Below are 25,467 nucleotides of genomic sequence, written 5' to 3'. Positions count from 1 at the left end.
ACGTCGTCGAGATCAGGGTTGACGGGAACGCTGGCCTGCCCCGCGCAAAGCCAGCCTCAAGGCCGTTGACACTCCCGAGCGTCGTCGAGCGCGTCATGTCGCTCGTTTTGGCGCCGACGCTGCATCATCCACGTGCGCAGCAATCGACCAGCAGATTCCAGATCCGCTGCGTCTCTTCTCTCTTGTTCGCCTCCGGCACGTTCTCCGCGCTCGACCGATCGAACGCGGCGATGGTGTGGGGTTGGCGAGGCACGATCCACCGCTCCGAAATCGGGTCGTACCATTTGCCGATATTCTCAGTCACGTCGGTCGACTCACAGGTTGACAGGCTCGGGCGATGCGCCCCGCGCGGTCCTCGTTGGAGCCCGTGTGGCGCCACCCGATTCACCAATCAGGAGATCGCATGTTCGTTCCCAGCCCGCCGGCGTCAGCCCGGCCGGGCCGGATGCAGCGTACGCGGATGCCGCTCGTGCAGCAATCGCGCCAGCTCCTCACGCTCGGTGTCGCGGCCCTTCATCGCGGTCTCGAACAGTGCCTCCTGGATGTCGCGAGGCATGTCGCCCCATACGTCCATCGCCGCACGTCCGAGCAGGCCCACAAAATGATGCACTCCATCGCTCATTCGGCTCTCCCGATCTGCACACGGGAATGGAACAGCGGCGGCCGCTCCGCGTTCCACTGCCATCATTGTGAAAAGGAGACGTCTTTTATGGGATTCTTCACCAAGGACATCCAGTCGATGGAAGACCTGCTGCTGCACGGGCTCCAAGACATCCACTACGCGGAACAGCAGATCCTGAAGGCGCTGCCGAAGATGATCGACAAGGCCACCAACAGGGATCTCGTCGCCGGGCTGAAGGCGCATCTGGAAGAGACCAACAAGCAGGTCGAGCGCCTCGACAAGGTCTTCGCCAAGCTCGGCAAGGAGCCGAGCGGCACGCATTGCCCGGCCATCGACGGCCTGATCAAGGAAGCCGACGAGACCGCCGGCGAGATCGAGGACAAGGCCGTGCTGGACGCCGCGATCGTCGCCAACGCACAGGCGGTGGAGCATTATGAAATGTGCCGGTACGGCACGCTGATCGCCTGGGCGGAAGAGCTCGGCCACGACGACATCGTGCGCTTCCTCACCACCAATTTGAACGAAGAGAAGGCCGCCAACACCAAGCTGAACACGGTGGCCCTGCGCAAAGGCGTCAACGCCAAGGCGTCCAGCGCGGCGTGATTGAAAGCTACTGATTGAGAGTGGCGGCGCCGTTAGTGCGGTGCCGCCACGGTGCTCGCCCGGATCAGATGAACGGCTTGCCGCCGGTGACGGGCAACGTCGCCCCCGACGTGTAGCTCGAAAGCGGATCGGCCAGCATGACGTAGGCGGTTGCGAGCTCGGCCGGCTGGCCGGCGCGCTGCATCGGCACCTGCTTGCCGAAGTTCTTGACCCTTTCCTCCGACATGGTCGAGGGAATCAGCGGCGTCCAGATCGGCCCCGGGGCCACCGCATTGACCCGGATGCCCTTTTCGGCCAACATCTGCGCAAGCCCGCCGGTGAAATTCTGAATGGCACCCTTGGTCGTGGCGTAGGCCAGCAGGCTCGGATTCGGCATGTCGGAGTTCACCGAGGCCGTGTTGATGATCGCGGAGCCCGGCCGCATGTGGGGGACCGCGGCTTTGGCCAGATAGAACATGGCGTGGATGTTGATCTCGAATGTCCGCCGCCATTCGTCGTCGCTGATATCTGCGACGTCCTTGAACGTCGCCTGATGGGCGGCGTTGTTGACGAGGATGTCGATGCCGCCGAGCTCCTCCACGGTGCGACGCACGATGGCGCGGCAATGTTCGGGATTGCTGATATCGCCCGGGATCAGGACGGCCTTGCGTCCCTCCCGCTCGACCAGCGCCTTGACCTCGGCCGCATCCTCGTCTTCGTTCAAGTAGGAGATGACGATATCCGCGCCTTCACGCGCATAGGCGATCGCCACCGCGCGGCCGATGCCGCTGTCGCCGCCCGTGATGATGGCCTTCTTTCCGGCAAGACGGCCGGCACCCTTGTAACTCTCCTCGCCGTGATCCGGTCGCGGCTGCATGGCGCGCGTCGAGCCCGGCATCGGCTGCTGCTGCGCAGGATAAGGCGGTTTTGGATAATTGGTCATGGACAACTCCCGGCGTTTGCTGCGCTAACCAAGCGCCGCCGGAAGTGTTCCTGCCGTTGATTCCGTCATCGCACAGCGTGGCCCCCCAGAGATCCGATTACGACGTCATCTCTCACACACCCTCCGAGCGGGTGTGACGATAGGCTTGCCGGGCTCCGCCCACAGGAACCCATTCGAGAACGGCACGCCCGGATAGGCTGCAGCAAGCCGGCGGTTGCCGCCGTCGACGTCGTCGCGACCATCCAATGCGTCGCGATCGTTCAACGCACCCTCCTGTTTCTCGCGAATGCCGGGCTGCCCCAGCGGCTTGCGGAACTCTCGGCTAGAAAAACTCCCGAGGATCGCTCACCATGGCGTCACCTTTGAGGACCATGTTGCGGAGAGCATCTTGAAACTCGCAGGTGTTTTAAGTGCGCCAAGATATCCCAAGCAATCGGACACGGACTTGACACCTGTAGCCAAATCGAACGAGCGGATTTCTTATAGCCGAGATCGGCAAATGACGACGGATCATTAAAGCGGCTGGAATCGAACCCTGCGTGCGTCACGGCGCGCTTCGAACGATCTCACCGGTTCGCGCGACGTCTCTCCGAAAGATCTTTCCTGCCCAGCGCTGCAGATCGTCCATCACCGTGTAGAAGGCAGGTACGTACATAAGACTGAGAAGGGTCGAGCTGAACAATCCCCCGATCACGGCGATCGCCATAGGCGCCCTCCTCTCGGCATCCGCGCCCATGCCCAAAGCTATGGGCAGCATGCCGGCGCTCATCGCTATCGTGGTCATGACGATCGGCCGAGCTCGTTTCCGGGCCGCGTCCAGCAAAGCCTGCGTGCGGTCAAGGCCGCCATCGCGCCTGGCGACGATCGCGTACTCGACGAGAAGAATCGAGTTCTTCGCCGCAATTCCCATGAGCATCAGCAGCCCGATCATGACCGGCAGAGAGATCGACATCTGCGTCATCAGCAACGAGCCGAGAGCCCCTCCGATCGACAGCGGCAGCGCTGTGAGAATGGTTACCGGCTGAACGAACCCGTTGAAGAGCAGCGCGAGGACGACGAAGAGCAGAACGATCGCCGACCCGATCGCGAGCTTGAAGCCGTCGAACAGCTCCTGCATGCGTTCGGAATCGCCCGCGGGCTTGTAGGATACGGCCGACGGCAGCCGCTTGATCGAAGGCATCTGGGCGACCAGGTCTTCCGCCTCGCCTACCGTCAAACCACTTAATTCTGCTTCGACCGTCTCGCTTCTGGTGCGATCGGTCCGGTCGATCTGGAGCGGACCTGAGCCGAAGCTGATATCGGCGACAGACGACAAGGGCACCGGCTTCTCGAAAGTTGGCACCTGCAGCATCGACAGGCCCGCCATGTCGGAGCGAGCAGCGTCGTTCAGCAGAATGCGAACGGGAATTTGCCGCGAGCCCAGGCTGAACTTTGACAGGTTCTGGTCGATATCGCCTACGGTGGCGATATTGACAGTCTTGGCGATCGCGGTCGTAGAAACTCCGAGGAGAGCGGCCTTGTCCGCCTTAGGGGTTATCTGCAGCTCAGGCTTGGCGAAACTGCTCATGACTCTCGCGCGTTGGAATCCCGGAGTTGCGCGCATATCCTGGGCCAATCGGCCTGCCGCATGGGCAAGTGCTGCGGCATCATCGCTCAACAACGACACCTGGATTTTCGCACCGGAGGAGCCGTCCTCGCCAAGGCGGATCCGGACGCCCGGAATGATCGAAAGTTGACGGCCGATCGAAGCTTCGAACGCCTGTTGGGAGAGGGTTCGCTCGGCTCTCGGAACGAGATTGATCGTAACGGTCGATCTCCTGACCTCTCCCACCGAGGTGGACAGGTCTCCCGGGCCGGAAAGTATCGAAGTCTCGGTTCCGACGGCGGCATAGACGGAAGCGACTTCAGGTCTCGTCCTAAGCAGGAACGTGACCTTTTGCGTGGCAGCGTCCGTTTCCTGCAACGTCGCACCCGGCGCCAACTCTACGCTGAGGATCGTGCGGCCTCGATCGGCCGCTGGCATGAAGTCGGTCGGAAGGGACGGAATGATAGATAAGGACGCGACGAAGAATATGACACCGGCGACGATGGTGATCCATCGATAGTGCAGCGTCCAGGTCAGCATCAAGGCATAGTACCGCACCCACGCCGGCTCGTGATGCTCTCTTCCGGTCGTCTTCAGGAGAAAGGCCGCCATCAACGGCGTAAGCAAGCGAGCGACCACGAGAGAGAAGAAGACAGAACTGCAAACGGCGATCGAGAAAGCCTTGAAGAACTGTCCCGGAATGCCCGGCATCAGACCGACCGGCGCGAAAACCACGATGATGGCGAACGTCGTCGCAACCACGGCCAGGCCAATCTCGTCGGCCGCACCGATGGCGGCCTCGTATACGGTCTTTCCGGACTGCCTGATGTGCCGGACGATGTTCTCGATTTCCACGATGGCATCGTCGACAAGAATGCCGACGACCAAAGCAATCGCCAGAAGAGTGATGTTGTTCAGCGATTGGTCCAGCGCATACATCACCGCGAAGGTTGGCATCAACGAGAACGGTAGCGCAGCGCTCGAGATCAAGGTCGCCCGAATATCCCGCAGGAAGATCCATACGACCAGAACTGCGAGCAACGCTCCCAACAGGAGCGCCTCGATGGCGGCGTCGTATCCCTCGATGACCGCATCGGTCGAGGAGGTCACTTCCAGGATCCGTACGCCACCGTACGCAGCGGCGAATTCGGCCATCCGCTTCCTGACGGCTCGGGTCACTGCAAACTCTCCGGTCCCGACGGCGCGGTAGACGCTGAACCCCACGACTTCCCGACCATTGAACCGGGACCTCTGTCGCGGTTCGGCCCATGAGCGCTCGACGGTTGCGATTTCGGACAGCTTGACGCTGCGGCCGTCGCTGAAGGCCAGGCGCATCTCCTTCATGGCCGCGACGTCCGGAGCGCTTCCCACAGTACGAATGACTTGCTCCGATCCCCCCAGCGTCGCACGACCGCCGGGCTGAGTGATGTTGCGGTTTCTCACAAGGTCGGAAACTTCCGCGGCGGTCAGTCCCAGAGCCAGCAATCGGTCGAGATCGAGCTTGATGGTGATTTCCGCATCGACGCCGCCGGATCTGAGGATCTTGGAGACGCCGGGGACCGCAAGCGCTGCTTTGGCGATGTCGTTGTCTATGAACCAGCTCAACGCGTCCGGAGCCATCATCGGAGCGTCGACGATGAACGTCAGGATCGCCTGTCCCGTCGCATCGACACGCCGGACCATGGGATCGAGCGTTCCTTGCGGGAGCTTCGAACGGACCGATACGACGGCATCCCGGACGTCGTTCGTCGCCCGATCGATATCGGTGCCGATCGCGAACTCGACCATGGTCATGGACAGTCCCTCGTTTACGATCGAACGAGTCCGATTGACGGTACCAAGCCCTGCGACGCCGTCCTCGACGAATCGGGTGATTTGCGCCTCGATTTCAGTCGGCGCTGCTCCAGGCCAGGCAACGCTGACCGTCACCGTCGGAATGTCCATGTCGGGCATATTGTTGAGCCGGAGCTTCGAGAAGCCGACGGCCCCTGCAAGGGTGAGCAGCACGAACAGAATGATGGTCGCGACGGGATTGCGGATCGCCCAACCGGAGATGCCGTTCATCGCAGCGCGCCGCCTTTGACCGAGGCAGTCTTCACGTTCACGAAATCACCGTCGCTGAGGAGACCAGAACCTTGGGTCACGATGCGATCTCCAACCTCCAGTCCACGCAGGACTTCCACGTCATCCGATTCCTTGGCGCCGATTCCGATCTCGACCAACGACACCAGACTGTCGCGTCCGATCTTGAAGACGTGAGCCTTCGCTTCGCGCCAGACCAGCGCCTTCAACGGAACAGTCAACGCAAGCTTTCTTGCGGCCGAAATCTCGACCCGAGCGAACATCCCTGGCTTGAGATTCGTTCCGTTTGGCAGGGCGACATGAACCGTACCTAAGCGCGTCTTCGGATCCACCACCGGCGAAACGAGGCGGACCGATCCATGCTCGGATCGCCCACCGGGGCCGAGCACCATCACATGCTGCCCTGCCGCAGCAGCGAGCAGGTCGGTTTCGACCACGCGGGCATCGATCTCGATGCGATCGTCCTGGATCAATCGGAACATCTCGACTCCGGCTTGAACCACCTGGCCGATCGCCACCGATCTCGAGGCGATCGTTCCCGCAGCGGGAGCGACGATGACCGTCTGACGTTGCCGTGCCTCTGCTTCGTCGAGTTGGGCACGAGCCGCTTCCAGCTTGGCCTCGGTCGTCTTGACGAGCGTCTCGCGCTGCTCGATGGCTTGCGCGCTCATCACCCCCGAGGACACCGAATGCGCGCGCGCAGCATCCGATCGGGCAATGGCAAGGCTCGCTTCCAGTTCGCCGATCGCGGCCTTCTGCTTGGATATCGCCGCAGCTGTCAGATCATGGCTGAGGCGCGCCAGTACCTGCCCCTTCACAACGACGTCGCCTTCGTCCACGGCGACCTCGATCACCGCCAGCCCACCCGCTTCAGAGCTGATCGGGATTTCACGCCACGCCACGACGTTGCCTGTCGCGGTGATCGTCCTGGTGACCTCCGATCTCTCGACCGATGCGGCCACGACGGTCATCGCGAATGAGAGACTTTCGGCATGGACGGTGGAATGGCAGACCAGAGACGTCATGATCGCCATTGACGTCAGGCCCCGATGGATTCTCTTCATATCAGCACCTTCCTCCCGCGCCCCCGTCGACTCCCGAACGCCTCGCCGGCCACACTTCCGCGAAGGGCCGACGACCACTCGGGTAGGACGTGGCGTTTGCTCGCTTAGTACAATTTGTGTCGGATCGTCTCTGGAGGGTGCCAGTTTGTGTCGAAATGTTGCTAGGTTGGTGCCTCGGCGCCTTTCGTTACGAGTTCCGGCTTTTTTCGCCCCTGTTTACCGGTAAAACCGCGCTTCCGAGCCACTGTGAACGGCATCCATGAACGAACACACTCCTCAGATCCTAGTCGTCGACGACGATCCCGAGATTCGTAAGCTTCTTGCCCGCTACATCGAAAGCCAGTCGCTTCGCGTCGTCCTGGCATCGAGCTGCAGCGAGATGCGCGAGCGCCTTGCCGCCGGACCGGTGGATCTCGTGGTCCTGGATGTGATGCTTCCGGACGGCTCCGGGCTCGACGCCTGCCGCGATTTGCGAGCGAAACGGAACATGATCCCCGTCATCCTTCTGACGGCGCTCAAGGAGGATGTCGATCGCATCGTAGGTCTGGAAATGGGAGCCGACGATTATCTCGGCAAGCCGTTCAATCCGAGAGAACTGGTCGCCAGAATTCGCGCCGTCTTACGACGCCGCTCAGAAAGAAGTCTTCGATCTCAAGAAGCAAGGAAGTACCGATTCGACGGCCTTACGGCCGATCCGCAGTTGCGCAACGTGACCGATGCGCAGGGCAATGCTCTCGAACTGACCGGCGCGGAATTCGACCTGTTGCAGGTCTTTCTCGACAGACCGGGACGTGTGCTTTCGCGCGATCAACTCCTGGACCTTACGCGCGGCCGAGAGGGAGAGGTCTTCGATCGCTCCATCGATGTCCTCGTCAGCCGGTTGAGGCGTAAACTGGACACTTCCGGAATGCCGCCCCTTTTCAAGACAGTTCGCAACGGCGGTTATCAGCTCGTCGCGAAGGTCGGGGTGCAGGACTTTCCGGCGTGAACACCCTGCGCGCCAAACTCGCCGTCCTTCTCACCGTCGTGATCATCTCGGTGGTCTGCATTCTGACCGGGATTCTCGTCTACCTGTTTGATCCGCCCAACGAACGGGAGGCAATCACTCCACTCGTCGACCAGGTAGAGTTATTGACCCGAGTTGGGCAGGTCGCTCCCAAATTGGTCATCGTTCAACAGGCCGCAGCGGGCGGTGAAGTCGAAACCAATCTCACCACTTGGCTGCGCGACGCGCTGATGGCCCGCGGGATCCCCCGCGACGTCATCGTGTCCCGCAGGGACGATCTTGCTCTCCTGTCCATTCCGGTTGATCAAGGATGGATCGTCACGCAAATCCCTGACTTGCCTCCCGCGGGCGGCGTCTTCCATCTGCTTTTGATTTGGCTCGCGCTGACCACGCTGGGCACGATGGCGGTCGCTCTCTTTTTCGCGAACCGGATGGTCAAACCTCTCGTACTTCTCGAACGCGCGATCGAAACCGTAGGCCCGGACGGTGTCCTTCCCGAACTGGCCATGACAGGACCGGCGGAGGTGCGGGTCGCAGCCAGAGCGCTGAATTCTCTGTCTTCCCGGCTGAAGGCGGCAATGGAAAGCCGAATGCGGCTGGTCGCGGCAGCGGGCCATGACTTACGGACACCGATCACCCGTATGCGCCTGCGTGCCGAGTTCGTCACGGATGAAGAGGACCGCCAGATGTGGCTAAAGGATATCGACGAGCTGGAAAAGATCGCGGACAGCGCAATTCTTCTCGTGAGAGAGGACTCCGGCAAGTCGGCACCTGAGCCGATCCGGCTGGACATTCTCGTTTCCGACCTCGTGGACGAGCTTCGAACGCTATCTTACGACGTCACTCTGACCAGCTCTGCGGCGGCGACCGCACTCGCGAATCGCACAGGCCTGAGCCGCGCCTTCAGGAATTTGCTCATAAATGCATCCACGCATGGTAAGCGGGCCCGGGTCGCCGTCCAAAGCAGCGCGAAGGACATCGTCGTTGTGATCGACGACGACGGTCCGGGGATTCCGCCCGATCTCATCGCGCAGGTTTTCGAGCCGTTCTTCCGCGTCGATCGGGCGCGCACAAAGCAGTTCGATGGTGCCGGGCTCGGTTTGACGATCGCGAAAGAGATCGTTCAGCGCGCAGGAGGCAGCATCAAGATCCAGAACGGATCACCACGGGGGCTGATCCAGACCGTGACGCTGCCGGTTACGCACTCGTTTCCGGCGGAGCCACACTGACGGGTGCCCCTTTAACCCCGGCGGGACACATTTACCGGAGCTCCGCACTCTGGCTGGCGGGGGGCGAGGCCGAACTGGAGAGGTGACCCAGCGGCTTCGGATTCTTCGCGATTCCCGGGGGTGCCTTTATCCACCGGTAGCCTTCGAAACCGGAACGATAGCCTTCGGTGTACAACGCCTGCATATATCCCTGCTCAAACGACGCCTCCCTCGTCGCTCGAAAGGTCGACGGAATTGCCGCAAGGTTGAAGTCGGTACCGTCGATCTCGGCCTTCGCATAGATGCGATAGAGGTCGCCGATGCTTTGATTCTTGATCAGGGTGGAGATCGACCTCAGAGAAATAGAGAGAATGCCCGGTTCTACGGCTTCCCATTCCGGGCTGATCTTTCCGTTTCGGATGATGAAAAGGCGTGCAGCAGCTCTCTTGGTTGGGACGTCGGTGCGAATGATGGTCGAAGGTCGCGGCACGAAAACCTGCTGAGTCACGCCCCCATCGACATGAAGTTCCTCGTAGGTGCGGTCTGCAACACTGACCTTGATGCGGACGGGAGGAAAGGCACCCGGCACAGAAGCGGAAGCCAGCAGGATCTTTCGGAAGAGGGGCAGGGCTTGCGGATGATTGCTCATGGCTATGCGTCCCACATCCCATAGAACGGGACGCTGCGCGTCCAGATTCGTCGTTCCGATGAGCAACACTCGACCCCTTCGCCGCTCCATCGCGATATCGCGGAGGAATTGATCATCAACATACTTTGCTATCAGACTCTCGAGCGGGGAGCTGTCGACCAAGCCCGATCCGAGCAATGGCGCCACGACGCCGGGATCGTAGATATCGCTGCGCTCGTACCTCGTGAACACCTCTTTCAATGCTGCATCTCTGCTCCGCCCCAGGTAGACGAACGGCGCAGTCAACGCGCCGGCGCTCACCCCGGTGACCAGATCGAACTCAGGTCTCGTGCCGGCATCACCCCACCCGACCAAGAGACCGGCACCGAAGGCACCGTTGTCGCCTCCGCCAGATATTGCGAGAATGTTGAGCTCATCCGATTGTTGGCCGAGACGACCATGAGCGGCATTCGGCTTGCTCCGGATTTGTTTGATTGTAGACAGGGCGGCAAGCGCCTCGGGCGGAGCGTCCCCCCATACCCGAATGTTCGGCATCCCGGTGAGTTCGGCCTCGTCAATGAGCCGTTTCGGAACCACATCGCGCGGGAACAGGGAGGCACATCCGCAAAGAAGGCCGGTCATCAGAAACAGCGCGGCCACACGCATCACTGATCTCGATGTACACATGGTCTTCGGTATCTGAGGACGCCTAATACGACCTCCGAGCGAACGGGTCGTCCACCTGAAGGGCTCGACGATAGATGCTCGATCGGCCGACACGGGGCACGGGGGCCGTACACGACGACGTGGATGACCATCATCGTAGGCGACCTTCGCGATCGAGCCGCAAAGGCCGCGTCTGCCGATCCGGCCGTCCTCGACCACCACTACTTTCGTGTTTCCGCTGGACCGTCATCGGTCCATTCGGGAGGAAGGCCCAATTTGCCGCCGACCAGACCGGCGATCCCAGGAGCCCGGCCATAGGTTTCGCACGCCGCATACTTGGGAGCGAGACCAATATTCGAGCCGACCTTTTCCAAGGACGGGATATCGATACTAAAGCCCTCGAAGGGACTTTCACCCTTGTTGAGCATCTTAGCGAAGTCGTCGCCGAAGTCCCGAGCGAGATCGTAAGCGTCACTGGCTTTCGATGCTCTCGGCGTGCTGAAAAAGGCGTTCGCCCCTCTTCCCCAGATCATGGCGGCTTGCTGCCGCCCCGTGACGTCGACGGCTTCGGCCTCGATGGACAAGTCTCCGAGTCCAACCGGAATGCGGGGCACTGGAATCGGAACGGCCGTGTCCACGAAGCTTGTACCGAGCTTCGCCGCGGCCGAGACGCCCGCGGCGACTTCATCAGTCGGCGTCGCACGCGTAATGGCCGCACGCACGGTCAAATCCGCCCGTTGATCGGGCGACACCACTCTGAATCTGTCGCTCAAATTGATGCACAAGGCGCGGCTTACCGTATTGGCAACAAGGATACGTTGCTCATGGGTTAGCGCAGGCGCAACGTGGGCAGGGAATGCCGTCGATGCGACATTGATCGTCTTCGCCGCCGCTACCTGCTCTTTCTTCACCTGAAGACGGGACTTGGTGATCTTTCCATCCGACTGCTTCAATCCTTCGTAGGAGGACAGCCCGTTGCCCTGGACCAGCGCGGGAGTCGCGCAACCGGGCAACAGTGCAAGGATGGGCAGGAGCGCCAAGCGCATCGACTTGTTTCGGCCCGTCGCCGCCAACTGCCTCCAACCCGCCGCGATCGCGGGGCATACTCGGTTGTCCGAGGCCAAGCCGCCCTCGAATTTCGCACCCGTCCGGCCGTACGGCAGCGCGAAGCGAAGCAGGCGCGATGCGCAATATCCGAGCGGCCACCGGCGTTGGTACGGAAACGACGGATATGAACCAGGATGGTTAAGACCGGCGGCGGAGCGCATTCAGACCCCCTTATTGTGAACCCTGCGCTCGTGATAAACGGGCTACATGGCTCGGAATCTGGCCGCTGATGACCTAATGTTGCTGACCGACCGCGATTTGTGTCGAAAGATGTCCAGTCCGAATTGAGGACAGCCTTCGTTACAAATAATACCCTTCAGCCTGTTCCAACCGGACTAAACCGGCGCTCATGCACATTCCCCAAATCCTTGTCGTCGATGATGACTTAGAGATCCGCAAGCTCCTTGCTCGCTACATCAAGGAGCAGGGCTTCCGGGTTCAACTCGCGTCCCGCTGCGCGGAGGTACGTGAACGGATCGCCACGAATCAGATCGATCTGGTCGTACTGGACGTGATGCTCCCGGACGGGTCCGGACTCGATCTTTGTCGCGATCTCCGGTCCTCACGATCGCGGATTCCGATCATCCTGCTCACTGCACTGAAAGAAGAGGTAGATCGGATCATCGGCCTGGAGATCGGCGCCGACGACTATCTCGGCAAACCGTTCAACCCGCGTGAACTGATCGCCCGTATCCGCGCTGTGCTCCGACGGGGCGACGATGGCCGCCCCTCTCACGGCGGGAAAGGTCGCTACCTCTTCGAAGGGTTCGTCGCCGATCCTTCCGCCCGGTCGGTGGTCGCTCCGCAAGGCACCTCGATCGATTTGACCGGGGCGGAGTTTGATCTCCTCTTGACGTTTCTCGACCGTCCCGGCCGCGTTCTGTCTCGCGACCAACTGCTCGATCTGACCCGCGGGCGCGATGGAGACGTCCTGGACCGCTCCATTGATGTACTGATCAGTCGACTTCGGCGCAAACTTGCAGAGAGCGGCGCAAACCACATCTTTAAGACGGTGCGCAACGGCGGCTATCAGCTCGCCGCCAAGGTTAGCTACCTGGACGAGCACTCCTGAGCCTGCGGTCGCTCAGTCGACCTCCGTCTGCGAGCGAAGCCTACCTCTGCATCATTTCGGCAGAGCTGCGAACGACTGCCCTTCGCAGCGGTCGACGATCACCGACAGTCGCGCCTCAACGTAGCGGTTGCCTTCGAATAGCACCGCATAAGGACGCCGCTTTGACAACTCCGTGGCGCCGCTTCGCAAACATATGATCCAAGGAACGGAGGAGATCGGATGGGCTCGGATAGGCTCTGAGAACTCGACAGGCTCCTTCAATTGGGCTTCGGCGGCGACTTTCTTCAGCGAGCCCATGACTTTCGACGGCTCCGGAGCCATCGGCGAGCCTTTGGGCTGCACAGCGCACGACGTCAACAGCACACATGCGAGCCATGAGAGAGATCGCGTCGGCACTTTGTTCGCGTCATCGCGCATCGCGCGTAAGATCGATGGCGACCTCGGATACCCAGGCTCCCGGCGACTCCATGACGAAGGATTGGCGGCTTCCTTTCGTACGAACGACGAGCAACGCCGTGATCTTGTCGCCCTCGATGCGGGCATCGATCACGCCATTCTGATTTTTCCCATAGACCTTGCCCCCGACGCGGTACTGGCTTTCAAACCAGTTTCCTGAAAGCTCCGAGCCGCTTTGTTCGATCGTGGCGCCCAGATCCATCTTGTACGCCTCGCTCGCGCAGCGCACATTCATCCTGACGGATTGGCCTTCGTTCTTGGGCACGTAGTCGACCTTACAGCGAACCCGCTCCCGGGGGCCGTCCTTGGGCTTCATCCAACCACTGCCCGACCATGAACCGGCGACGCTATTGAAGCTCTCCTGCCCTAATGCAGGGGATGCGGCGGCGACGGCCATCAGCATCCAAAAACCGAGCCGTGGCATATTCAACCGGCGCGTTGTCAGGATTCTCATTGCGCCGACTATTGCGACAGTCATCTGCCCTCCTTCTAGAACCTTGATCGTCGCTGCAGGCTTCGATCCATTGGTCAGCTGCACACCGCGCACCGCCCCGCGAACATCAAGCTCTTCGACGCTGCAGACCTCGCTTTCCCGCTCTCGCAAAGCTGAACTACCCGACGAACGTCCGATCTTGATGGAATCGAGCGTCGCCCTTCTCCCGACCCGCGCTCGTTATCCAGACACCTGGATCCAAATTGGGCCGCGTGTGACTGAACGTTTCTGCGCGTCGGCATGTTGAGTCAAAAGATGTCAGAGCGGCCGAGTCCCTGATTGGACCGGGTGCATCAGATAGGCGCGGCGACCGAGACGAACGGCCTGAGGTGATGGATACGGGCCGGCGGCGGCGCTGGTTCGGGGACGAGAAGCTCAAGATCGTCTTGGAGAGCTTACAGGCGTCGCCGCAACAGCGCGGCGATATGGAGTTTCGCGTTCATCGCTGCTGCAATGGCGACGCTCGTTTCGGCCGGAGCCGAGGGGGCCCGCCGATCATTTCCAGCGCAAAGCACTCATTGGACCCCGCGCCTGGGACGGACAGGGAAATAGCTGCCTACCGCCCCAAAAAAGAAGCCGTGTCCAAGGGACACGGCAAGTTTCAGGGAGGGTGAACCGGGAGAATTCCCGATACATGCGTGAGGCGTGGCCCCGGCCGATCGTCCGCCGGAGCACGATCGAAATCATCAGCAGCCATTCGCAGCCGCCATCACCATTTCAACGCGGCCGTGCGCACGGGATGGTCCCACAGCGCCCGGGTCTCGGTATCGAGCAGGCTCACGGTGAGCGAGCACCCCGCCATGTCCAGCGAGGTGACATAGCTGCCGACCAGCGAACGGGCGATGCGCAAGCCGCGCTTTTCGAGCATCCGCCGCGCCGCGTTGTACATCAGATAAAGCTCGATCGCGGGCGTTCCGCCAAATCCATTGACGAGCAGCAGGGCTTCGTCGCCATCGCGGGCGTCGAGATCCCCGGCAATGGCAGTTGTCATCTCAAAAGCGATCGCGTCAGCGCGCTCCAGCTTGACGCGGCGGCGTCCCGGTTCGCCATGGATGCCGACACCCACTTCCATCTCGTCCTCGGCGAGCACAAAGGTCGGCGTGCCTGCAGCCGGAACCGTGCAACTCGTCAGTGCCACCCCCATCGAGCGCGTCCGGGCGTTGACGCGCTCGCCGAGTGCAACGCAAGCCTGGAGGTCAGCCCCCTTCTCGGCCGCCGCGCCGACGATCTTCTCGACGATCAGAGTGCCGGCCACACCGCGGCGGCCGATGCTGTGGGTGGAATTCTCGACCGCGACGTCATCGTCGGTGACGATGGTGGCCGTGCGACCCTCGGAAATCTCGGCCGCCATCTCGAAATTCATGCGATCGCCCGCATAGTTCTTCACGATGAAGAGCACGCCGGCGTCGCCCGAAACGGCCTGCGCCGCCTCGACGATCTGGTCCGGTGTCGGCGAGGTGAAGACCTGTCCCGGACAGGCCGCATCGAGCATGCCATAGCCGACGAAGCCCGCATGCAGCGGCTCGTGCCCGCTACCGCCGCCGGATACGAGCGCGACCTTCCGCGAATTGAGCTCGCGGCGCCGCACGAATTTCCGCTCGGGCCCGAGCGTCACGAGATCGGCATGCGCCGCAGCCAACCCGTCGAGGCTCTCCGCGAGCACGCCATCGACCGAATTGATGAACTTTTTCATGTTCTCCTCCCCTCTTCGTCGCTCTGAGCTTGGCGCTCATTTTTCGCGTATGATCGCACTCAAACGCCGCGCGAATTCCTGCAGCAGCGCATCGAGCTCCGCATTGCGCTTCGAGGTGCCGAGATCCGGCAGGTGCAGCGTCAGCGTCCGTTCATGCGCCCCCTCCGTCAGGCGGCCGATCCGGCGCGGGTGCGCACGGGTGTAGGCACGAAGGAACGCCGCCTTCGCCTGCGGCGGGAAATGGCAGACATCGAAGATCGTGTTCAGGTGCTGCACGGGAATCGGCACCGGATAGGCCGGGTTGCTGATCTGGCTGACGAAGCTGCGGTTCTTGCCCATGGCATGGGCCAGACGCAGCCGCATGCCTGACGGGCGGCTCTCAAGCACCTCCTTGAAGATGCGCTTGTAAACCGCAACGGCGCCCGCCTCGGCCGGTTCATCGGTCGCCATATCAGCCAAGTCCGCCTCCGCTGCTCAAGCGGTCGATTGTCTGTTTGATCTGCGCCAGCGCCGACGCATTCACCGACAATTCGCGCAGGCCGCAATTCAGGAGCGCGGGCAGACAGCGCGGGTCGCTCGCCATGTCGCCGCACAGGCTGACGCTCGTTCCGGCGCGACGTCCGTGCTCCGCGGTTCGCGCTATCAGTTCGAGGAGGGCCGGATGCAAGGGATCCATCAAGGGGGCGAGAGCTCCATTGGAACGGTCGCATGCAAGGACATATTGCGCGAGATCGTTCGATCCGATCGAGAAGAAGGAGGCCTTGAAGGTCGCGATCGCCAGGGCCGCCGCCGGGACCTCGACCATGATTCCCAGCTCCGGGAGCATCGCGGCAATGCCCTCGGCCTGCAAGCGCTGCACGATTTCGGCGAACAGCTTCCGTCCGCACTCGAACTCGTCCGGCGCCGTGACCATCGGAAACATGACCCTGAGACTTCCATGCACGGCCGCACGCGCCAGCGCGCGGAGCTGCACGCTGAATATCTCGGGGCGGGCGAGGCAAAGCCGCAGGCCACGCACGCCCAGAAAGGGATTGGCCTCACCGTCGATGGTGAATCCAGGCACCGGCTTATCGCCGCCGGCATCAAACGTGCGAATGGTAACCGGGCGTCGATCGGCCCAGCGCAGGACGGCAGCATAGGCGCGATACTGCGTCTCCTCGTCGGGCAGGCCGCCGCGCTCTGCGAGCAGAAACTCGGTGCGCATCAACCCAATGCCGTCAGCATATTGTGCGTCGGCATGATCGAGATCCTCGACGCGCTGGATGTTGATGAACAGCTTGATCCGCTCCCCGCGCCATGATGCGGTCGGCCGTCGCAGGATCGCCCGCGCGGACGCCCGGCTCTTGCGATGAATTTCGCGCCGCTTCTCGAACAGCCGCAGCTGCTCGGCACTGGGATCGAGCTCGAGCGTAGCGCCCTCGCCATCGAGCAGCGCCGTCGCGCCGATCTCCGGAATGGCGCCGAGCTGCACGACCATGGGGATGCCCCGCGCGCGCGCTAGCATCGCGACATGACTCGTGGGGCTACCGCGCAGGAGCGCAAGACCACCGCCGGCCGACCAGTCGATCTCCAGGAAACGCGAGGGCGGCAGATCGTCGGCGCAAACGACGGCACCGCTCGGTATCTTGGGGGCCTCGCCCCCGCCTCCGCGCAAGATGCTGATGATGCGGTCGCGTAGATCCGCAAGATCGGAGCAGCGCGCCTTCAGATACTCGTCCTCGGCCGAATTATAGTCTGTAATCTGCTCGTCGAGCGCGGAACGCCATGCGACGTCGGCGGCATCGCCCTCGCTTATCGCTGTGAATATCGCTTCGATGAAATCCTCATCCTCCAGCAGCGCGACCTGGAACTCGAGAATCTGCGCGGCCTCACCTCCCGCGATCGCGGCGAGCTCGGCGATCTGCCCGCTCGCCGCGTCGATCGCCTTGCGAAGATCGAGCGCCTCCTCGACCAGCGAGCCTGCGATCCGCTCGCCGTTCGTGCCTGCATCGACACGGACGAGCGGGCCGTGGGCAAAGCCGATCGAGGCGGTCCTGCCGCGAAAAGCCAGTCCGGCGGCGCCTCCCTGCATGCTATGACGCCTCGTCCGGAAAGTCGGTTGCGATCAGGTTGACCAAGGCGGCGACGGCAGCCTGTGCGTCGCTGCCCGACGCCTTGATCTCGATCGTGCTGCCGTGAGCCGCGCGCATGGCCATGATCTTGGCCACGCTCTTGGCATTGATCCACTCGGTCGCGCCCGCGACCCGGACGGAAATCTGGGCCTGGAACTTCTTGGCCAGCTTGGTCAGCTTGACCGCCGGGCGTGCATGCATGCCCACCGCGTGCACCAGCCGCACATTCTCGGTGAAAATCTGGCCGTCCGCTTTATCCAACATCGTCTTATTCCATCATCGTTTCGCCGACGCATCAGTCGGCAGAGAGTTCCTCGGCCACGGCCTTGACCTGGGCCAGCGAGCTGCCGCCCGCCGCCTCGGTCGCCGCCATCACGGCGCCCTCGACGATCGGCGCGTTGCATACGACAACGAGATCGCGGCGTGCCGGCTCCAGCATTTCGACCGCCATCTCGCTGTTTGTTTCGGCACCGCCGAGATCGACGAGGATCGCGACGCCTTTGGCCGACCAGGCATCGTTGATGGCGTCGACAATCAGCGACACACTGGTGCCGAGCCCGCCATCGGGATTGCCGCCGCAGAAGGCCACCTTGACCTCGCTGCCGACCATCTGCCGCACCATGTCGGCGGTGCCTTTGGCGATATCCTTCGAATGCGAGACGATCACGATCCCCACGGCATCAGTCATTGCTTTCCCTCCAGGCTCGCGCATACCGCCTGCACGAGAATACAGCTCGAGCGCGCGCCGGGGTCGATATGACCGACGCTGCGCGGCCCGAGAAACGACGCCCGCCCCTTGGTGGCCCGCATCGGCGCGGTCCGCTCGACCGCCTCTGCGGCCGTTGTGCTGACCCGCGCGATCAGGTCCGGTTGGCCGGCTGCATTCTTCAGCGTCTCCAGCACGGGAACGAGCACGTCGAGCATGGTCTTTTCACCGGCGTGCGAACGGCCGCGGGCGCTGACGGCGTTCACACCGCTGCCGAAGACATCAGCGATGTCCTCAGGCAGATGCTTGTCGTGCGAGAGGGCCTCGCCTGCGGCCAGGAAGAAGCTGCCGTAAAGCGGGCCGGAAGCACCGCCGACCGTCATCACGAGCGTCTTGCCGATCGTCTTCAAAGCCTCGTCGAACGGCTGTTCGGAGATCGCATCGAGCTTGCCGAGCACGGCTTCGAACCCGCGCTTCATGTTGAATCCGTGGTCGCCGTCGCCGATCGCCTGGTCCAGGCTCGTGAGCTCCGGCGCGCTGGCAATGACCCGCTCTGCGGCCAGCTTGACCAGCGATTTGAACGTCTCGGGTTGCAGCGACATCGCGTTTGATCCTCTAATGAACCGCCGGGAGGCGCTGCCCGGCGCCGTCGAAGCAGAGCGGTTGCACCAGATCCAGCTCGACCTCCTGACCGGCATGCAGCGGTTGATGCGGATCCGCAAGCGTGACCAGCATCTCTCCCTTATAGTCCAAGTGAACGTGATTCTGCTCGCCGAGGTGCTCGACCCGGTGCACGCGGCCGACCATCGGCCCGCCATTGCGCGCCGCGAGGCGAAGGTGCTCGGTGCGAATACCGACTGTCTCCGTTCCCGGCGGCAGCGGCACGTCCGACAACAGCCGGGCGGGGAGGAAATTGATCTGGGGCGTGCCGAGGCGCGAGGCGACATAGCTCGACGACGGTCTCTCGTAGATTTCCCGGGGCGTGCCGAGCTGGAGCAGCTCGCCGTCCTTGATCACGCCGATCCGGGACGCCATCGTCATGGCCTCGACCTGATCGTGGGTCACGTAGAGGATGGTCGCACCAAGCTCGAGCTGGATCCGCTTGAGCTCCAGCCGCAGCTCGGCACGGAGCTTGGCGTCCAGCGACGACAGCGGCTCGTCCATCAGATAGATCGAGGGATCGCGGACCAGCGCACGACCGATTGCCACCCGCTGCATCTCGCCGCCCGAAAGTCGGGTTGCGCGATTGTTCAGCTTGCTTGCGATGTGCAGCAACTCCGCCGTCTGCTCGACCCGCTTCTTGATGATGGGCTCCGATACCCGTCGCGCGGGCGAGCGCAACGGAAACGCAAGGTTGTCATAGACGGTGAGATGCGGATAGAGCGAATATTGCTGGAAGACGAAGGCAATATCGCGCGCTCCCGGAGGAGCCAGCGTCACGTCGCGTCCGTCGATCATGACCGAGCCGGAATCGGGAGTCTCGAGCCCGGTGATCAACCGCAAGGTCGTGGTCTTGCCGGCACCGCTCGGTCCGAGCAGCACCATGAATTCTCCGTCGTTCACCGAGAGCGAGAGCTCGCGCACGGCCGCCACCGCGCCGAAGCGCTTGCTGATGTTGCGTAGGGCGACGTCAGCCATGGTCTACGCTCCCCGAGGTGGCAGTTCGTATCGCAAGGCCGCTGACGACGTCGAACAACGCGAGTCGTTCCGAACGGAATTCAAGGCCGACCCGCTCGCCGATCCGCACGGGCGTGCTGGAAGGCAACCGCGCCGCAATGCGTCCATGTGCGGTGTCGACGGTGACAATCTGGGTTGTCCCAAGATACTCGGCGCCAAACACCTCGCCGCGGACGGGTGCCGCGTCGGCGAAGCGGATATGCTCCGGACGAACGCCGAGTGCCATACCGGCGCTGGCGCGATCCTCTCGGATCTCCGGCACCGCGATGCTCGTGTCATGGAAGCTGATCGTCCGATCGCCGGAGCGCAGACCTGCCTCGAAGCGCAGAAAATTCATGGGCGGCGAGCCGATGAAATCGGCCACGAACATGCTCGCGGGCCGATCATAGATCTCCTGCGGCAGGCCGATCTGCTCAACGCGTCCCTGGTTCATGACGGCGATCCGATCCGCCATCGACATCGCCTCGAGCTGGTCATGCGTCACGTAGACGGTGGTCGCCCCGATGCGATCGTGCAGGTCGCGGAGTTCGCTGCACATCAGATGACGAAACTCGGAATCGAGCGCGCCCAGCGGCTCGTCCATCAGAAAGGCCTTTGGCCGCCGCACCATGGCGCGCCCCAGCGCAACGCGCTGCCGATCGCCGCCAGACAGCTTCGACGTCTTGCTCGACAGCAGATGCTCGATTCGCAGCAGTTTGGCTGTCTCCTGCACCCGCTGGTGAATATCGCGCCGGGCCATGCCCTGGCACTTGAGCGGAAAGCCGATATTCTCGGCGACGTTCATGTGCGGATACAGCGCGAAAAGCTGAAACACGAAGGCGATATCGCGCGCGGATGCGCGCTGGAAGGTCACGTCCTCATTGTCGAGCAGGATCTTGCCCTCGGTCGGCAGCTCCAGGCCCGCAATCATGCGCAAGGTGGTGGTCTTGCCGCAGCCGGAGGGGCCGAGCATCGCAAAGAAAGCGCCATCGTCGATCGTGAAGTTGGAGCCTTGTACGGCCGCAAACTGATCGAACGACTTGCGCAGGTTTTCGACGCGGATCTGTGCCATGTCTGCCGCCCTATTCCGGAAAATGGCTCACGACGACGTAGCCGAGCGTACCGGCGAGGATCGTCACGAAGGAATAGCTGTAGAGATCGATCGACCAGGGTTGCACCAGCATGACGATGCCTCCCCCGATCAGGGTCATGGCAGCCGTCTCCCAGGGTCCGCGTCGGAACCAGCGAGAGACCACGCCTTTGGCGATTGCAGCAGAACCGCTCATTTGCGCACAGCTCCGAAGGTGATGCCGCGCAGCAGGTGCTTGCGCAACAACACGGTGAACAGGACGATCGGCACGACGAACAGGGTGGTGGCCGCGGCAACGGCCGGCCAATCCTGCCCGCCCTCCCCGATGATGAAGGGGATGAAGGGCGGCATGGTCTGCGCCTCGCCGCTGGTCAGGAGAACCGCGAAGGCATATTCGTTCCAGGAGAAGATCAGGCAGAAGATCGCGGTGGCCGCGATACCAGTGACGGCTTGCGGCAACACAACCTTGCGCAGCGCCTGCAGCCGCGTGTAGCCGTCAACAAGAGCGGCCTCCTCGTATTCGCGCGGGATCTCGTCGATGAACCCCTTGAGCAGCCAGACCGCGAGCGAGACGTTCACGGCAGTGTAGAGCAGGATCATTCCGAGCCTGGTGTCGGTCAGATTGAGCTGCCGGTACATCAGATAGATGGGGATTGCGACCGCAACGGGCGGCATCATGCGCGTCGAGAGAATGAAGAACAGAAGGTCGTTAGCCAGGGGAATGCGGAAGCGCGAGAAAGCGTAGGCCGCGAGCGTGCCGAGAAAGACGGCCAGGAAGGTCGAGCCGAACCCGATGATCAGCGAGTTGACGAAACGCGGCACGACCTTCGACGGTCCGGCAATGACCATGTCGCGCTGGCGCACGAGCTTGTCGTACCACGTCTCCGGCGGCGGCAGCTCGGCGATGAAGTCAGGCGTCTGCCGGGTGCGCACAGTGAACAGGTTCACAAAGCCTTCGAGAGTCGGCTCGAAGATCACCTTGGGCGGATATGCGATCGCGTCGCTCTGCGATTTGAAGGCGGTGGCGACGATCCAGACCAGCGGCAGGATCGTGATCACGGCGTAGAGGATGACGAGGCCACCCGCCACCATCTTTGCGCGCGGCGACGCTTCGACAATGGAGTGCGCGGTGGACTTGGTGAGGGCGGCGGTCATCGTTGCTTCACCTTGTTGAGGGCTTTGACGTAGATGTTGGCCGCACCGAACACGGTCACGAACAGGATGATGGCGAGTGCACTGGAATAGCCGGTACGCCATTTCTCGAACGCGGCGCGCTTCAGCGTGATCGACACCAGCTCGGTGGTCGAGCCCGGGCCTCCGGACGTCAACAGATTGACCATGTCGAACATCTTGAAGTTCTCGATCGCGCGGAACAGCACGGCGAGCATCAGGAATGGAAAGGTCATCGGCAGCGTGATCGACCAGAATTGCCGCCAGGCCGAGGCGCGGTCGACTTCGGCCGCCTCGTAGATGTAGTCGGGTATGGAGCGAAGCCCGGCGAGGCAGATCAGCATGACGTAGGGCGCCCACATCCAGGTGTCGACCAGCACGATGGTCCAGGGCGCGAGCGAGACCTGCCCGGTCATGCTGAACGAGCTCGGCGGCACGCCGGTGAACAGGCTGATCACGTAGTTGAATGGCCCGATCTGCGGCTGCAACAGCAGCGTCCAGAAGTTGCCGACCACCGCCGGCGACAGCATCATCGGCAGCAGGATGATCGTGGTCCAGAAGCTGTGACCGCGAAACTGGCGGTTGATCAACAGCGCCAGGCCATAGCCGATGATCACCTGCAGTGCCACCGACCAGATCACGAATTGCGCCGTGGTCTGGAGCCGGAACCAGACGTCCTCGTCGGTCAAGATGTCAGTGAAATTGTCGAGGCCGACGAAGCGCAGCGGCAGATAGGACATGCTGAGATTGAGGCTGGTGAAGGACAGCCGGATCATCCACAGCAGCGGAAAGATGTTGATCGCCAGCAACAGCGCGATCGTCGGCGCCACGAACAGCCATGCGATTGTTCGGTCCGACAGTCCGCGGACAGGTCGCCCGGTGCGGGTTTTGGCGGGCTCGCTCATGCCGGGAAACGTAGCATCGTCAGGTTGAAGGATCGTGGTCATCTTGTCCATCGGCTGGCTGGCTCGGGTTCCCCGAGGCGCACACGCCCCGGGGTACCGTTTCGTCGACGCGAGGCCTACGGCCTATTGCGAGGCGACCTGCTTGCCCTGCTCCTTGAAGACCTTGGTCCAGTCCTTGACGAGGAGATCGAGCGCCTGCTGCGCCGTGCCCTTGTCGGCGACGACGTAGTCATGCACACGCTTCTGCATGTCGAGCAGCAACTGGGCGTAGGATGGCTCGGCCCAGAAGTCCTTGACGATGCCCATCGACTCCAGGAATTGAGGCGCGAACGCCGCGCTTTTCGGGAAGTTTGGTGCGTCGACTACGGCCTTCAGCGCCGAGTAGCCACCCAGCTGCCACCACTTCTGCTGCACGGCGGGCTGCGCGAACCATTTGATGTAGGCGAGCGCGTCGTCCTTGCGGTCGGAGGTCGCGACCACCGAGATCCCCTGCCCGCCAAGCTGGGTGAAGTGTCCGTTCGGCCCGGACGGGTTGACGAAGAAGCCTATTCTGTCGCCGCCGACATTCGGATCCTTGTAGAGGCCGGGAAAGAAGGCGAACCAGTTCATCTGCATCGCCACCTGACCGGACTTGAAGGCGTCGAGCCCCTCCTGCATGTAGGCGTTGGTCATGCCCGGCGCCGTGCAGCACTTATAGAGCTCCTTGTAGAACTCGAGCCCCTTGCCGGCGTCGGCCGAATTGACGACGCCCTGCATCTGGTACGGCTTCTTGGGATTGTCGTAGCTGAAGCCGTAATTGTAGAGCACGTTGGTCACGCCCATGGTGATGCCTTCGGAGCCGCGCTCGGTGAAGATGTAGGCGCCATAGACCTTCTTGCCGTCGATCTCGCGGCCCTGGAAGAACTGCGCGATCTGCTTCAACTCGTCATAGGTCCTCGGCGGCGCCAGATCGCGGCCGTACTTCGCCTTGAACGCCGATTGGATATCCGGGCGCGAGAACCAGTCCTTGCGATAGGTCCAGCCGACCGCATCCGCCATGGCCGGCAGCGCCCAATAGTTCGGCGAGTTCTTCGGCCACTGCGAATAGCCGACGACCGTCGCCGGGACGAAGTCGTCCATCGATATCTTCTCCTTGTCGAAGAAATCGTTGAGCTTCACGTACCACTTGTTCTCGGCCGCGCCGCCGATCCACTGACTGTCGCCGATAATCAGGTCGCAGAGCTTGCCGTGGGAGTTGAGCTCATTGAGGAAGCGATCGGCATAGCTCGTCCACGGGACGAACTCGTATTTCATCTCGATGCCGGATTGCTTGGTGAAGTCCTTGCCGAGCTCGACCAGCGCGTTGGCTGGATCCCATGCCGCCCAGCACAGCGTGAGCTGCTTACCTTGGGCCGCAGCTTCGCCTCCGCCAAATCCCCCCAGCAGGGCCACCCCAAGAACCGTGGTGGCCGCCGAGCCTCTCAACCAATTGAATGTCCGCATATCCGTTTCCTCTCTCGTTGAAGCATCTGACCCGCTTGGCGCGTCCTGCCGGAACGACGCCAAGACCCTGAAACCGAGTTTGAGGAACGATGAGTGAAGGACGAGACGGGCCGCTTCCGGAGATGGCTCCGGAATGGCTTGGGCTCCTCCCACACATCGGCCCGATGCGTGATGTTTAGTTTTTTGTAACACTAAACGTATTACTAAATTTCGGAGATCGTCAAGCCTCGTTTGTCGCGAGTCCGGCGAAAGACCCGCGGCGCTGGCGCGCAAGCGGGATGTTCGCAGTCGCAGCGAAAATGCCGGAAGATCTTGCCGAATGCGATCGCCGATGTCGCCCGGCAGGAGAATCCAGCCCACCCGAACAACAGGAGAGCAGGAAGGTCGGCCATAGCCGCGTGTTTAGCAAACTACTTTACTGAATGTTCAATGAAGCGGGCGCGAGGAGCCGCCTAATCGTCCGAAAGCTGACGATGCCGCTCCGTTCGGACTAGTAGAGCCTCGTACGGTATCCTTCTTCCATCGTCTTCTCGGCCTCTTCGACCGCGATGGCGACAGTCTGCTCGGCGATGATCCGGCCGAGCGTCGGGAAACTGTTGCGCTCGACCTGAGCAGCCGGATTCCAGAGCTTCGAGCGCATCAGCGCCTTGCCACAATGAAAATAGGTTTCCTCGACATGGATCTTCAGCCCGATGATTGGGACCACGTTCTGCACCGCGAGCGGCGTCAACAGCTCGGCATCCTGCGAGATCTCGGCGCGGCCATTGACGCGCAGGGTCTCGTTGATCCCCGGCACCAGGAAGATCAGGCCGATGCCGGGGGAAGCGATGATATTGCCGAAGGTGTCGACGCGGTTGTTGCCGCGCCGGTCCGGGATCAGCAGCGTCTTGTCGTCGAGCACGGCGACGAAGCCCGGCGCATCGCCGCGCGGGCTTGCGTCGGCATGACCGTTGCCGTCGCTGGTGGCAAGGACGAGGAACGGGGAGAGCGCGATGAAGTCGCGACAGAACCTGTCGAGATGGCTGAGGACCTTCTTCTCGGCGAGCGGGCTGAGCTGCCCGAAATGCGCGCGCAGATCCTCTAGCGTCTTGACCGGCGGCTTGCCGCCTGCACCCTGGCTGTCCATTCGCGAACCTCCCT

At 62.3% G+C, this 25,467-nt stretch carries 27 protein-coding genes; 4 read left to right on the top strand and 23 right to left on the bottom strand.

All coding sequences use genetic code 11. The features are described 5' to 3' along the window. Positions 1–124: 124 nt before the first annotated feature. Both ABIA45_RS01150 and ABIA45_RS01145 read right to left on the bottom strand, forming a co-directional pair. Positions 125–304, bottom strand: a complete 180-nt coding sequence (locus tag ABIA45_RS01150) for a hypothetical protein (protein ID WP_036008060.1) — start codon at positions 302–304, stop codon at positions 125–127. A gap of 123 nt (positions 305–427) precedes the next feature. Further along, complete coding sequence (locus ABIA45_RS01145; RefSeq protein WP_404650904.1) at positions 428–622, bottom strand: hypothetical protein; 195 nt, start codon at positions 620–622, stop codon at positions 428–430. A gap of 87 nt (positions 623–709) precedes the next feature. Here ABIA45_RS01145 and ABIA45_RS01140 point away from each other — a divergent pair, with 87 nt between their 5' ends. Continuing rightward, positions 710–1,225 carry a ferritin-like domain-containing protein gene (locus tag ABIA45_RS01140; protein ID WP_036008066.1) on the top strand — a complete coding sequence of 172 codons (516 nt, stop codon included), beginning with the start codon at positions 710–712 and terminating at the stop codon, positions 1,223–1,225. 64 nt (positions 1,226–1,289) lie between these two features. On the opposite strand, the gene ABIA45_RS01135 is transcribed toward ABIA45_RS01140, so the two are convergent. From ABIA45_RS01135 to ABIA45_RS01120, 4 genes are all read right to left on the bottom strand, one after another. Then, a complete protein-coding gene (locus ABIA45_RS01135; RefSeq protein ID WP_157283994.1) occupies positions 1,290–2,147 on the bottom strand; it encodes an SDR family oxidoreductase in 858 nt (285 codons plus the stop codon). Positions 2,148–2,252: 105 nt separating this feature from the next. Continuing rightward, a complete protein-coding gene (locus ABIA45_RS01130; RefSeq protein WP_271544068.1) occupies positions 2,253–2,411 on the bottom strand; it encodes a hypothetical protein in 159 nt (52 codons plus the stop codon). 280 nt (positions 2,412–2,691) lie between these two features. After that, positions 2,692–5,796, bottom strand: a complete 3,105-nt coding sequence (locus ABIA45_RS01125; protein ID WP_404650903.1) for an efflux RND transporter permease subunit — start codon at positions 5,794–5,796, stop codon at positions 2,692–2,694. Further along, the gene (locus ABIA45_RS01120; protein ID WP_404650902.1) at positions 5,793–6,848 is read right to left on the bottom strand and encodes an efflux RND transporter periplasmic adaptor subunit; all 1,056 of its coding nucleotides are present in this window, start codon (positions 6,846–6,848) and stop codon (positions 5,793–5,795) included. Before ABIA45_RS01120 ends, ABIA45_RS01125 begins: the two co-directional genes overlap by 4 nt. Positions 6,849–7,137: 289 nt before the next feature. Between ABIA45_RS01120 and ABIA45_RS01115 the strand changes: the two genes are divergently transcribed. Both ABIA45_RS01115 and ABIA45_RS01110 read left to right on the top strand, forming a co-directional pair. After that, positions 7,138–7,866: a response regulator gene (locus tag ABIA45_RS01115; RefSeq protein ID WP_271544063.1), complete on the top strand. Its 729-nt coding sequence runs from the start codon at positions 7,138–7,140 to the stop codon at positions 7,864–7,866. Further along, positions 7,863–9,113: a sensor histidine kinase gene (locus tag ABIA45_RS01110; RefSeq protein ID WP_404650901.1), complete on the top strand. Its 1,251-nt coding sequence runs from the start codon at positions 7,863–7,865 to the stop codon at positions 9,111–9,113. The genes ABIA45_RS01115 and ABIA45_RS01110 overlap by 4 nt, the downstream gene beginning before the upstream one ends. 31 nt (positions 9,114–9,144) lie before the next feature. Here ABIA45_RS01110 and ABIA45_RS01105 read toward each other — a convergent pair whose 3' ends face one another. Together ABIA45_RS01105 and ABIA45_RS01100 are read right to left on the bottom strand one after the other, a co-directional pair. Further along, positions 9,145–10,386: a patatin-like phospholipase family protein gene (locus tag ABIA45_RS01105; protein WP_404650900.1), complete on the bottom strand. Its 1,242-nt coding sequence runs from the start codon at positions 10,384–10,386 to the stop codon at positions 9,145–9,147. 221 nt (positions 10,387–10,607) lie between these two features. Continuing rightward, positions 10,608–11,432 (bottom strand): DUF3313 domain-containing protein, encoded by an 825-nt coding sequence (locus ABIA45_RS01100; protein WP_271544057.1) that lies wholly within the window; start codon positions 11,430–11,432, stop codon positions 10,608–10,610. A gap of 410 nt (positions 11,433–11,842) precedes the next feature. On the opposite strand from ABIA45_RS01100, the gene ABIA45_RS01095 reads away from it, so the two are divergent. Beyond that, the gene (locus ABIA45_RS01095; RefSeq protein ID WP_271544055.1) at positions 11,843–12,565 is read left to right on the top strand and encodes a response regulator transcription factor; all 723 of its coding nucleotides are present in this window, start codon (positions 11,843–11,845) and stop codon (positions 12,563–12,565) included. A 51-nt stretch (positions 12,566–12,616) separates the two neighbouring features. On the opposite strand, the gene ABIA45_RS01090 is transcribed toward ABIA45_RS01095, so the two are convergent. The 15 genes from ABIA45_RS01090 to ABIA45_RS01020 all read right to left on the bottom strand — a co-directional run bounded on the left by ABIA45_RS01090 (position 12,617) and on the right by ABIA45_RS01020 (position 25,453). Continuing rightward, positions 12,617–12,862, bottom strand: a complete 246-nt coding sequence (locus ABIA45_RS01090) for a hypothetical protein (RefSeq protein ID WP_271544053.1) — start codon at positions 12,860–12,862, stop codon at positions 12,617–12,619. A gap of 109 nt (positions 12,863–12,971) precedes the next feature. After that, complete coding sequence (locus ABIA45_RS01085) at positions 12,972–13,559, bottom strand: hypothetical protein (protein WP_404650899.1); 588 nt, start codon at positions 13,557–13,559, stop codon at positions 12,972–12,974. A 664-nt stretch (positions 13,560–14,223) separates the two neighbouring features. Then, positions 14,224–15,207 (bottom strand): dihydroxyacetone kinase subunit DhaK, encoded by a 984-nt coding sequence (gene dhaK / locus ABIA45_RS01080; protein ID WP_271544048.1) that lies wholly within the window; start codon positions 15,205–15,207, stop codon positions 14,224–14,226. A gap of 36 nt (positions 15,208–15,243) precedes the next feature. Beyond that, entirely contained in the window at positions 15,244–15,657 is a 414-nt protein-coding gene (locus tag ABIA45_RS01075) for a hypothetical protein (protein WP_271544302.1), read from the bottom strand. Position 15,658: 1 nt separating this feature from the next. Beyond that, positions 15,659–17,278, bottom strand: coding sequence for a phosphoenolpyruvate--protein phosphotransferase (ptsP, locus tag ABIA45_RS01070; RefSeq protein WP_271544046.1), 1,620 nt, complete (start codon positions 17,276–17,278; stop codon positions 15,659–15,661). 1 nt (position 17,279) lies between these two features. After that, positions 17,280–17,582, bottom strand: coding sequence for an HPr family phosphocarrier protein (locus ABIA45_RS01065; RefSeq protein WP_063710681.1), 303 nt, complete (start codon positions 17,580–17,582; stop codon positions 17,280–17,282). Positions 17,583–17,613: 31 nt separating this feature from the next. Continuing rightward, positions 17,614–18,006 carry a dihydroxyacetone kinase phosphoryl donor subunit DhaM gene (gene dhaM / locus ABIA45_RS01060; protein ID WP_036041954.1) on the bottom strand — a complete coding sequence of 131 codons (393 nt, stop codon included), beginning with the start codon at positions 18,004–18,006 and terminating at the stop codon, positions 17,614–17,616. Then, positions 18,003–18,626, bottom strand: a complete 624-nt coding sequence (gene dhaL, locus ABIA45_RS01055; protein ID WP_271544042.1) for a dihydroxyacetone kinase subunit DhaL — start codon at positions 18,624–18,626, stop codon at positions 18,003–18,005. Before dhaL ends, dhaM begins: the two co-directional genes overlap by 4 nt. A 13-nt stretch (positions 18,627–18,639) precedes the next feature. Beyond that, a complete protein-coding gene (locus ABIA45_RS01050; RefSeq protein WP_128263255.1) occupies positions 18,640–19,662 on the bottom strand; it encodes an ABC transporter ATP-binding protein in 1,023 nt (340 codons plus the stop codon). Beyond that, on the bottom strand, positions 19,655–20,752 hold the full coding sequence (locus ABIA45_RS01045; RefSeq protein ID WP_404650898.1) for an ABC transporter ATP-binding protein: 1,098 nt from the start codon (positions 20,750–20,752) through the stop codon (positions 19,655–19,657). Before ABIA45_RS01045 ends, ABIA45_RS01050 begins: the two co-directional genes overlap by 8 nt. 10 nt (positions 20,753–20,762) lie before the next feature. Beyond that, positions 20,763–20,966: a hypothetical protein gene (locus ABIA45_RS01040; protein ID WP_157284013.1), complete on the bottom strand. Its 204-nt coding sequence runs from the start codon at positions 20,964–20,966 to the stop codon at positions 20,763–20,765. Further along, complete coding sequence (locus tag ABIA45_RS01035) at positions 20,963–21,925, bottom strand: carbohydrate ABC transporter permease (RefSeq protein ID WP_404650897.1); 963 nt, start codon at positions 21,923–21,925, stop codon at positions 20,963–20,965. Before ABIA45_RS01035 ends, ABIA45_RS01040 begins: the two co-directional genes overlap by 4 nt. Then, positions 21,922–22,845, bottom strand: a complete 924-nt coding sequence (locus ABIA45_RS01030) for a carbohydrate ABC transporter permease (protein ID WP_404655596.1) — start codon at positions 22,843–22,845, stop codon at positions 21,922–21,924. Before ABIA45_RS01030 ends, ABIA45_RS01035 begins: the two co-directional genes overlap by 4 nt. A 123-nt stretch (positions 22,846–22,968) precedes the next feature. Then, positions 22,969–24,327, bottom strand: a complete 1,359-nt coding sequence (locus ABIA45_RS01025; RefSeq protein ID WP_404650896.1) for an ABC transporter substrate-binding protein — start codon at positions 24,325–24,327, stop codon at positions 22,969–22,971. 490 nt (positions 24,328–24,817) lie between these two features. After that, a complete protein-coding gene (locus ABIA45_RS01020; protein ID WP_271544035.1) occupies positions 24,818–25,453 on the bottom strand; it encodes a pyridoxamine 5'-phosphate oxidase family protein in 636 nt (211 codons plus the stop codon). Positions 25,454–25,467: the final 14 nt, after the last annotated feature.

Origin of the sequence: Bradyrhizobium sp. USDA 336 (genome assembly GCF_044908355.1) — a bacterium.
Taxonomy (GTDB): domain Bacteria; phylum Pseudomonadota; class Alphaproteobacteria; order Rhizobiales; family Xanthobacteraceae; genus Bradyrhizobium; species Bradyrhizobium yuanmingense.
Note: the sequence above shows the minus strand (reverse complement) of the source record. Positions and strands in the feature narration are given on the sequence as shown.

Excerpts from the sequence above, each read along its gene's own strand:
- ABIA45_RS01145 (WP_404650904.1), bottom strand. The coding sequence starts at position 622 with ATGAGCGATGGAGTGCATCATTTTGTGGGCCTGCTCGGACGTGCGGCG.
- ABIA45_RS01140 (WP_036008066.1), top strand. The coding sequence starts at position 710 with ATGGGATTCTTCACCAAGGACATCCAGTCGATGGAAGACCTGCTGCTG.
- ABIA45_RS01135 (WP_157283994.1), bottom strand. The coding sequence starts at position 2,147 with ATGACCAATTATCCAAAACCGCCTTATCCTGCGCAGCAGCAGCCGATG.
- ABIA45_RS01125 (WP_404650903.1), bottom strand. The coding sequence starts at position 5,796 with ATGAACGGCATCTCCGGTTGGGCGATCCGCAATCCCGTCGCGACCATC.
- ABIA45_RS01120 (WP_404650902.1), bottom strand. The coding sequence starts at position 6,848 with ATGGCGATCATGACGTCTCTGGTCTGCCATTCCACCGTCCATGCCGAA.
- ABIA45_RS01115 (WP_271544063.1), top strand. The coding sequence starts at position 7,138 with ATGAACGAACACACTCCTCAGATCCTAGTCGTCGACGACGATCCCGAG.
- ABIA45_RS01105 (WP_404650900.1), bottom strand. The coding sequence starts at position 10,386 with ATGCGTGTGGCCGCGCTGTTTCTGATGACCGGCCTTCTTTGCGGATGT.
- ABIA45_RS01100 (WP_271544057.1), bottom strand. The coding sequence starts at position 11,432 with ATGCGCTTGGCGCTCCTGCCCATCCTTGCACTGTTGCCCGGTTGCGCG.
- ABIA45_RS01095 (WP_271544055.1), top strand. The coding sequence starts at position 11,843 with ATGCACATTCCCCAAATCCTTGTCGTCGATGATGACTTAGAGATCCGC.
- ABIA45_RS01090 (WP_271544053.1), bottom strand. The coding sequence starts at position 12,862 with ATGGGCTCGCTGAAGAAAGTCGCCGCCGAAGCCCAATTGAAGGAGCCT.
- dhaK (WP_271544048.1), bottom strand. The coding sequence starts at position 15,207 with ATGAAAAAGTTCATCAATTCGGTCGATGGCGTGCTCGCGGAGAGCCTC.
- ABIA45_RS01075 (WP_271544302.1), bottom strand. The coding sequence starts at position 15,657 with ATGGCGACCGATGAACCGGCCGAGGCGGGCGCCGTTGCGGTTTACAAG.
- ptsP (WP_271544046.1), bottom strand. The coding sequence starts at position 17,278 with ATGCAGGGAGGCGCCGCCGGACTGGCTTTTCGCGGCAGGACCGCCTCG.
- ABIA45_RS01065 (WP_063710681.1), bottom strand. The coding sequence starts at position 17,582 with ATGTTGGATAAAGCGGACGGCCAGATTTTCACCGAGAATGTGCGGCTG.
- dhaM (WP_036041954.1), bottom strand. The coding sequence starts at position 18,006 with ATGACTGATGCCGTGGGGATCGTGATCGTCTCGCATTCGAAGGATATC.
- dhaL (WP_271544042.1), bottom strand. The coding sequence starts at position 18,626 with ATGTCGCTGCAACCCGAGACGTTCAAATCGCTGGTCAAGCTGGCCGCA.
- ABIA45_RS01050 (WP_128263255.1), bottom strand. The coding sequence starts at position 19,662 with ATGGCTGACGTCGCCCTACGCAACATCAGCAAGCGCTTCGGCGCGGTG.
- ABIA45_RS01045 (WP_404650898.1), bottom strand. The coding sequence starts at position 20,752 with ATGGCACAGATCCGCGTCGAAAACCTGCGCAAGTCGTTCGATCAGTTT.
- ABIA45_RS01040 (WP_157284013.1), bottom strand. The coding sequence starts at position 20,966 with ATGAGCGGTTCTGCTGCAATCGCCAAAGGCGTGGTCTCTCGCTGGTTC.
- ABIA45_RS01035 (WP_404650897.1), bottom strand. The coding sequence starts at position 21,925 with ATGACCGCCGCCCTCACCAAGTCCACCGCGCACTCCATTGTCGAAGCG.
- ABIA45_RS01030 (WP_404655596.1), bottom strand. The coding sequence starts at position 22,845 with ATGAGCGAGCCCGCCAAAACCCGCACCGGGCGACCTGTCCGCGGACTG.
- ABIA45_RS01025 (WP_404650896.1), bottom strand. The coding sequence starts at position 24,327 with ATGCGGACATTCAATTGGTTGAGAGGCTCGGCGGCCACCACGGTTCTT.
- ABIA45_RS01020 (WP_271544035.1), bottom strand. The coding sequence starts at position 25,453 with ATGGACAGCCAGGGTGCAGGCGGCAAGCCGCCGGTCAAGACGCTAGAG.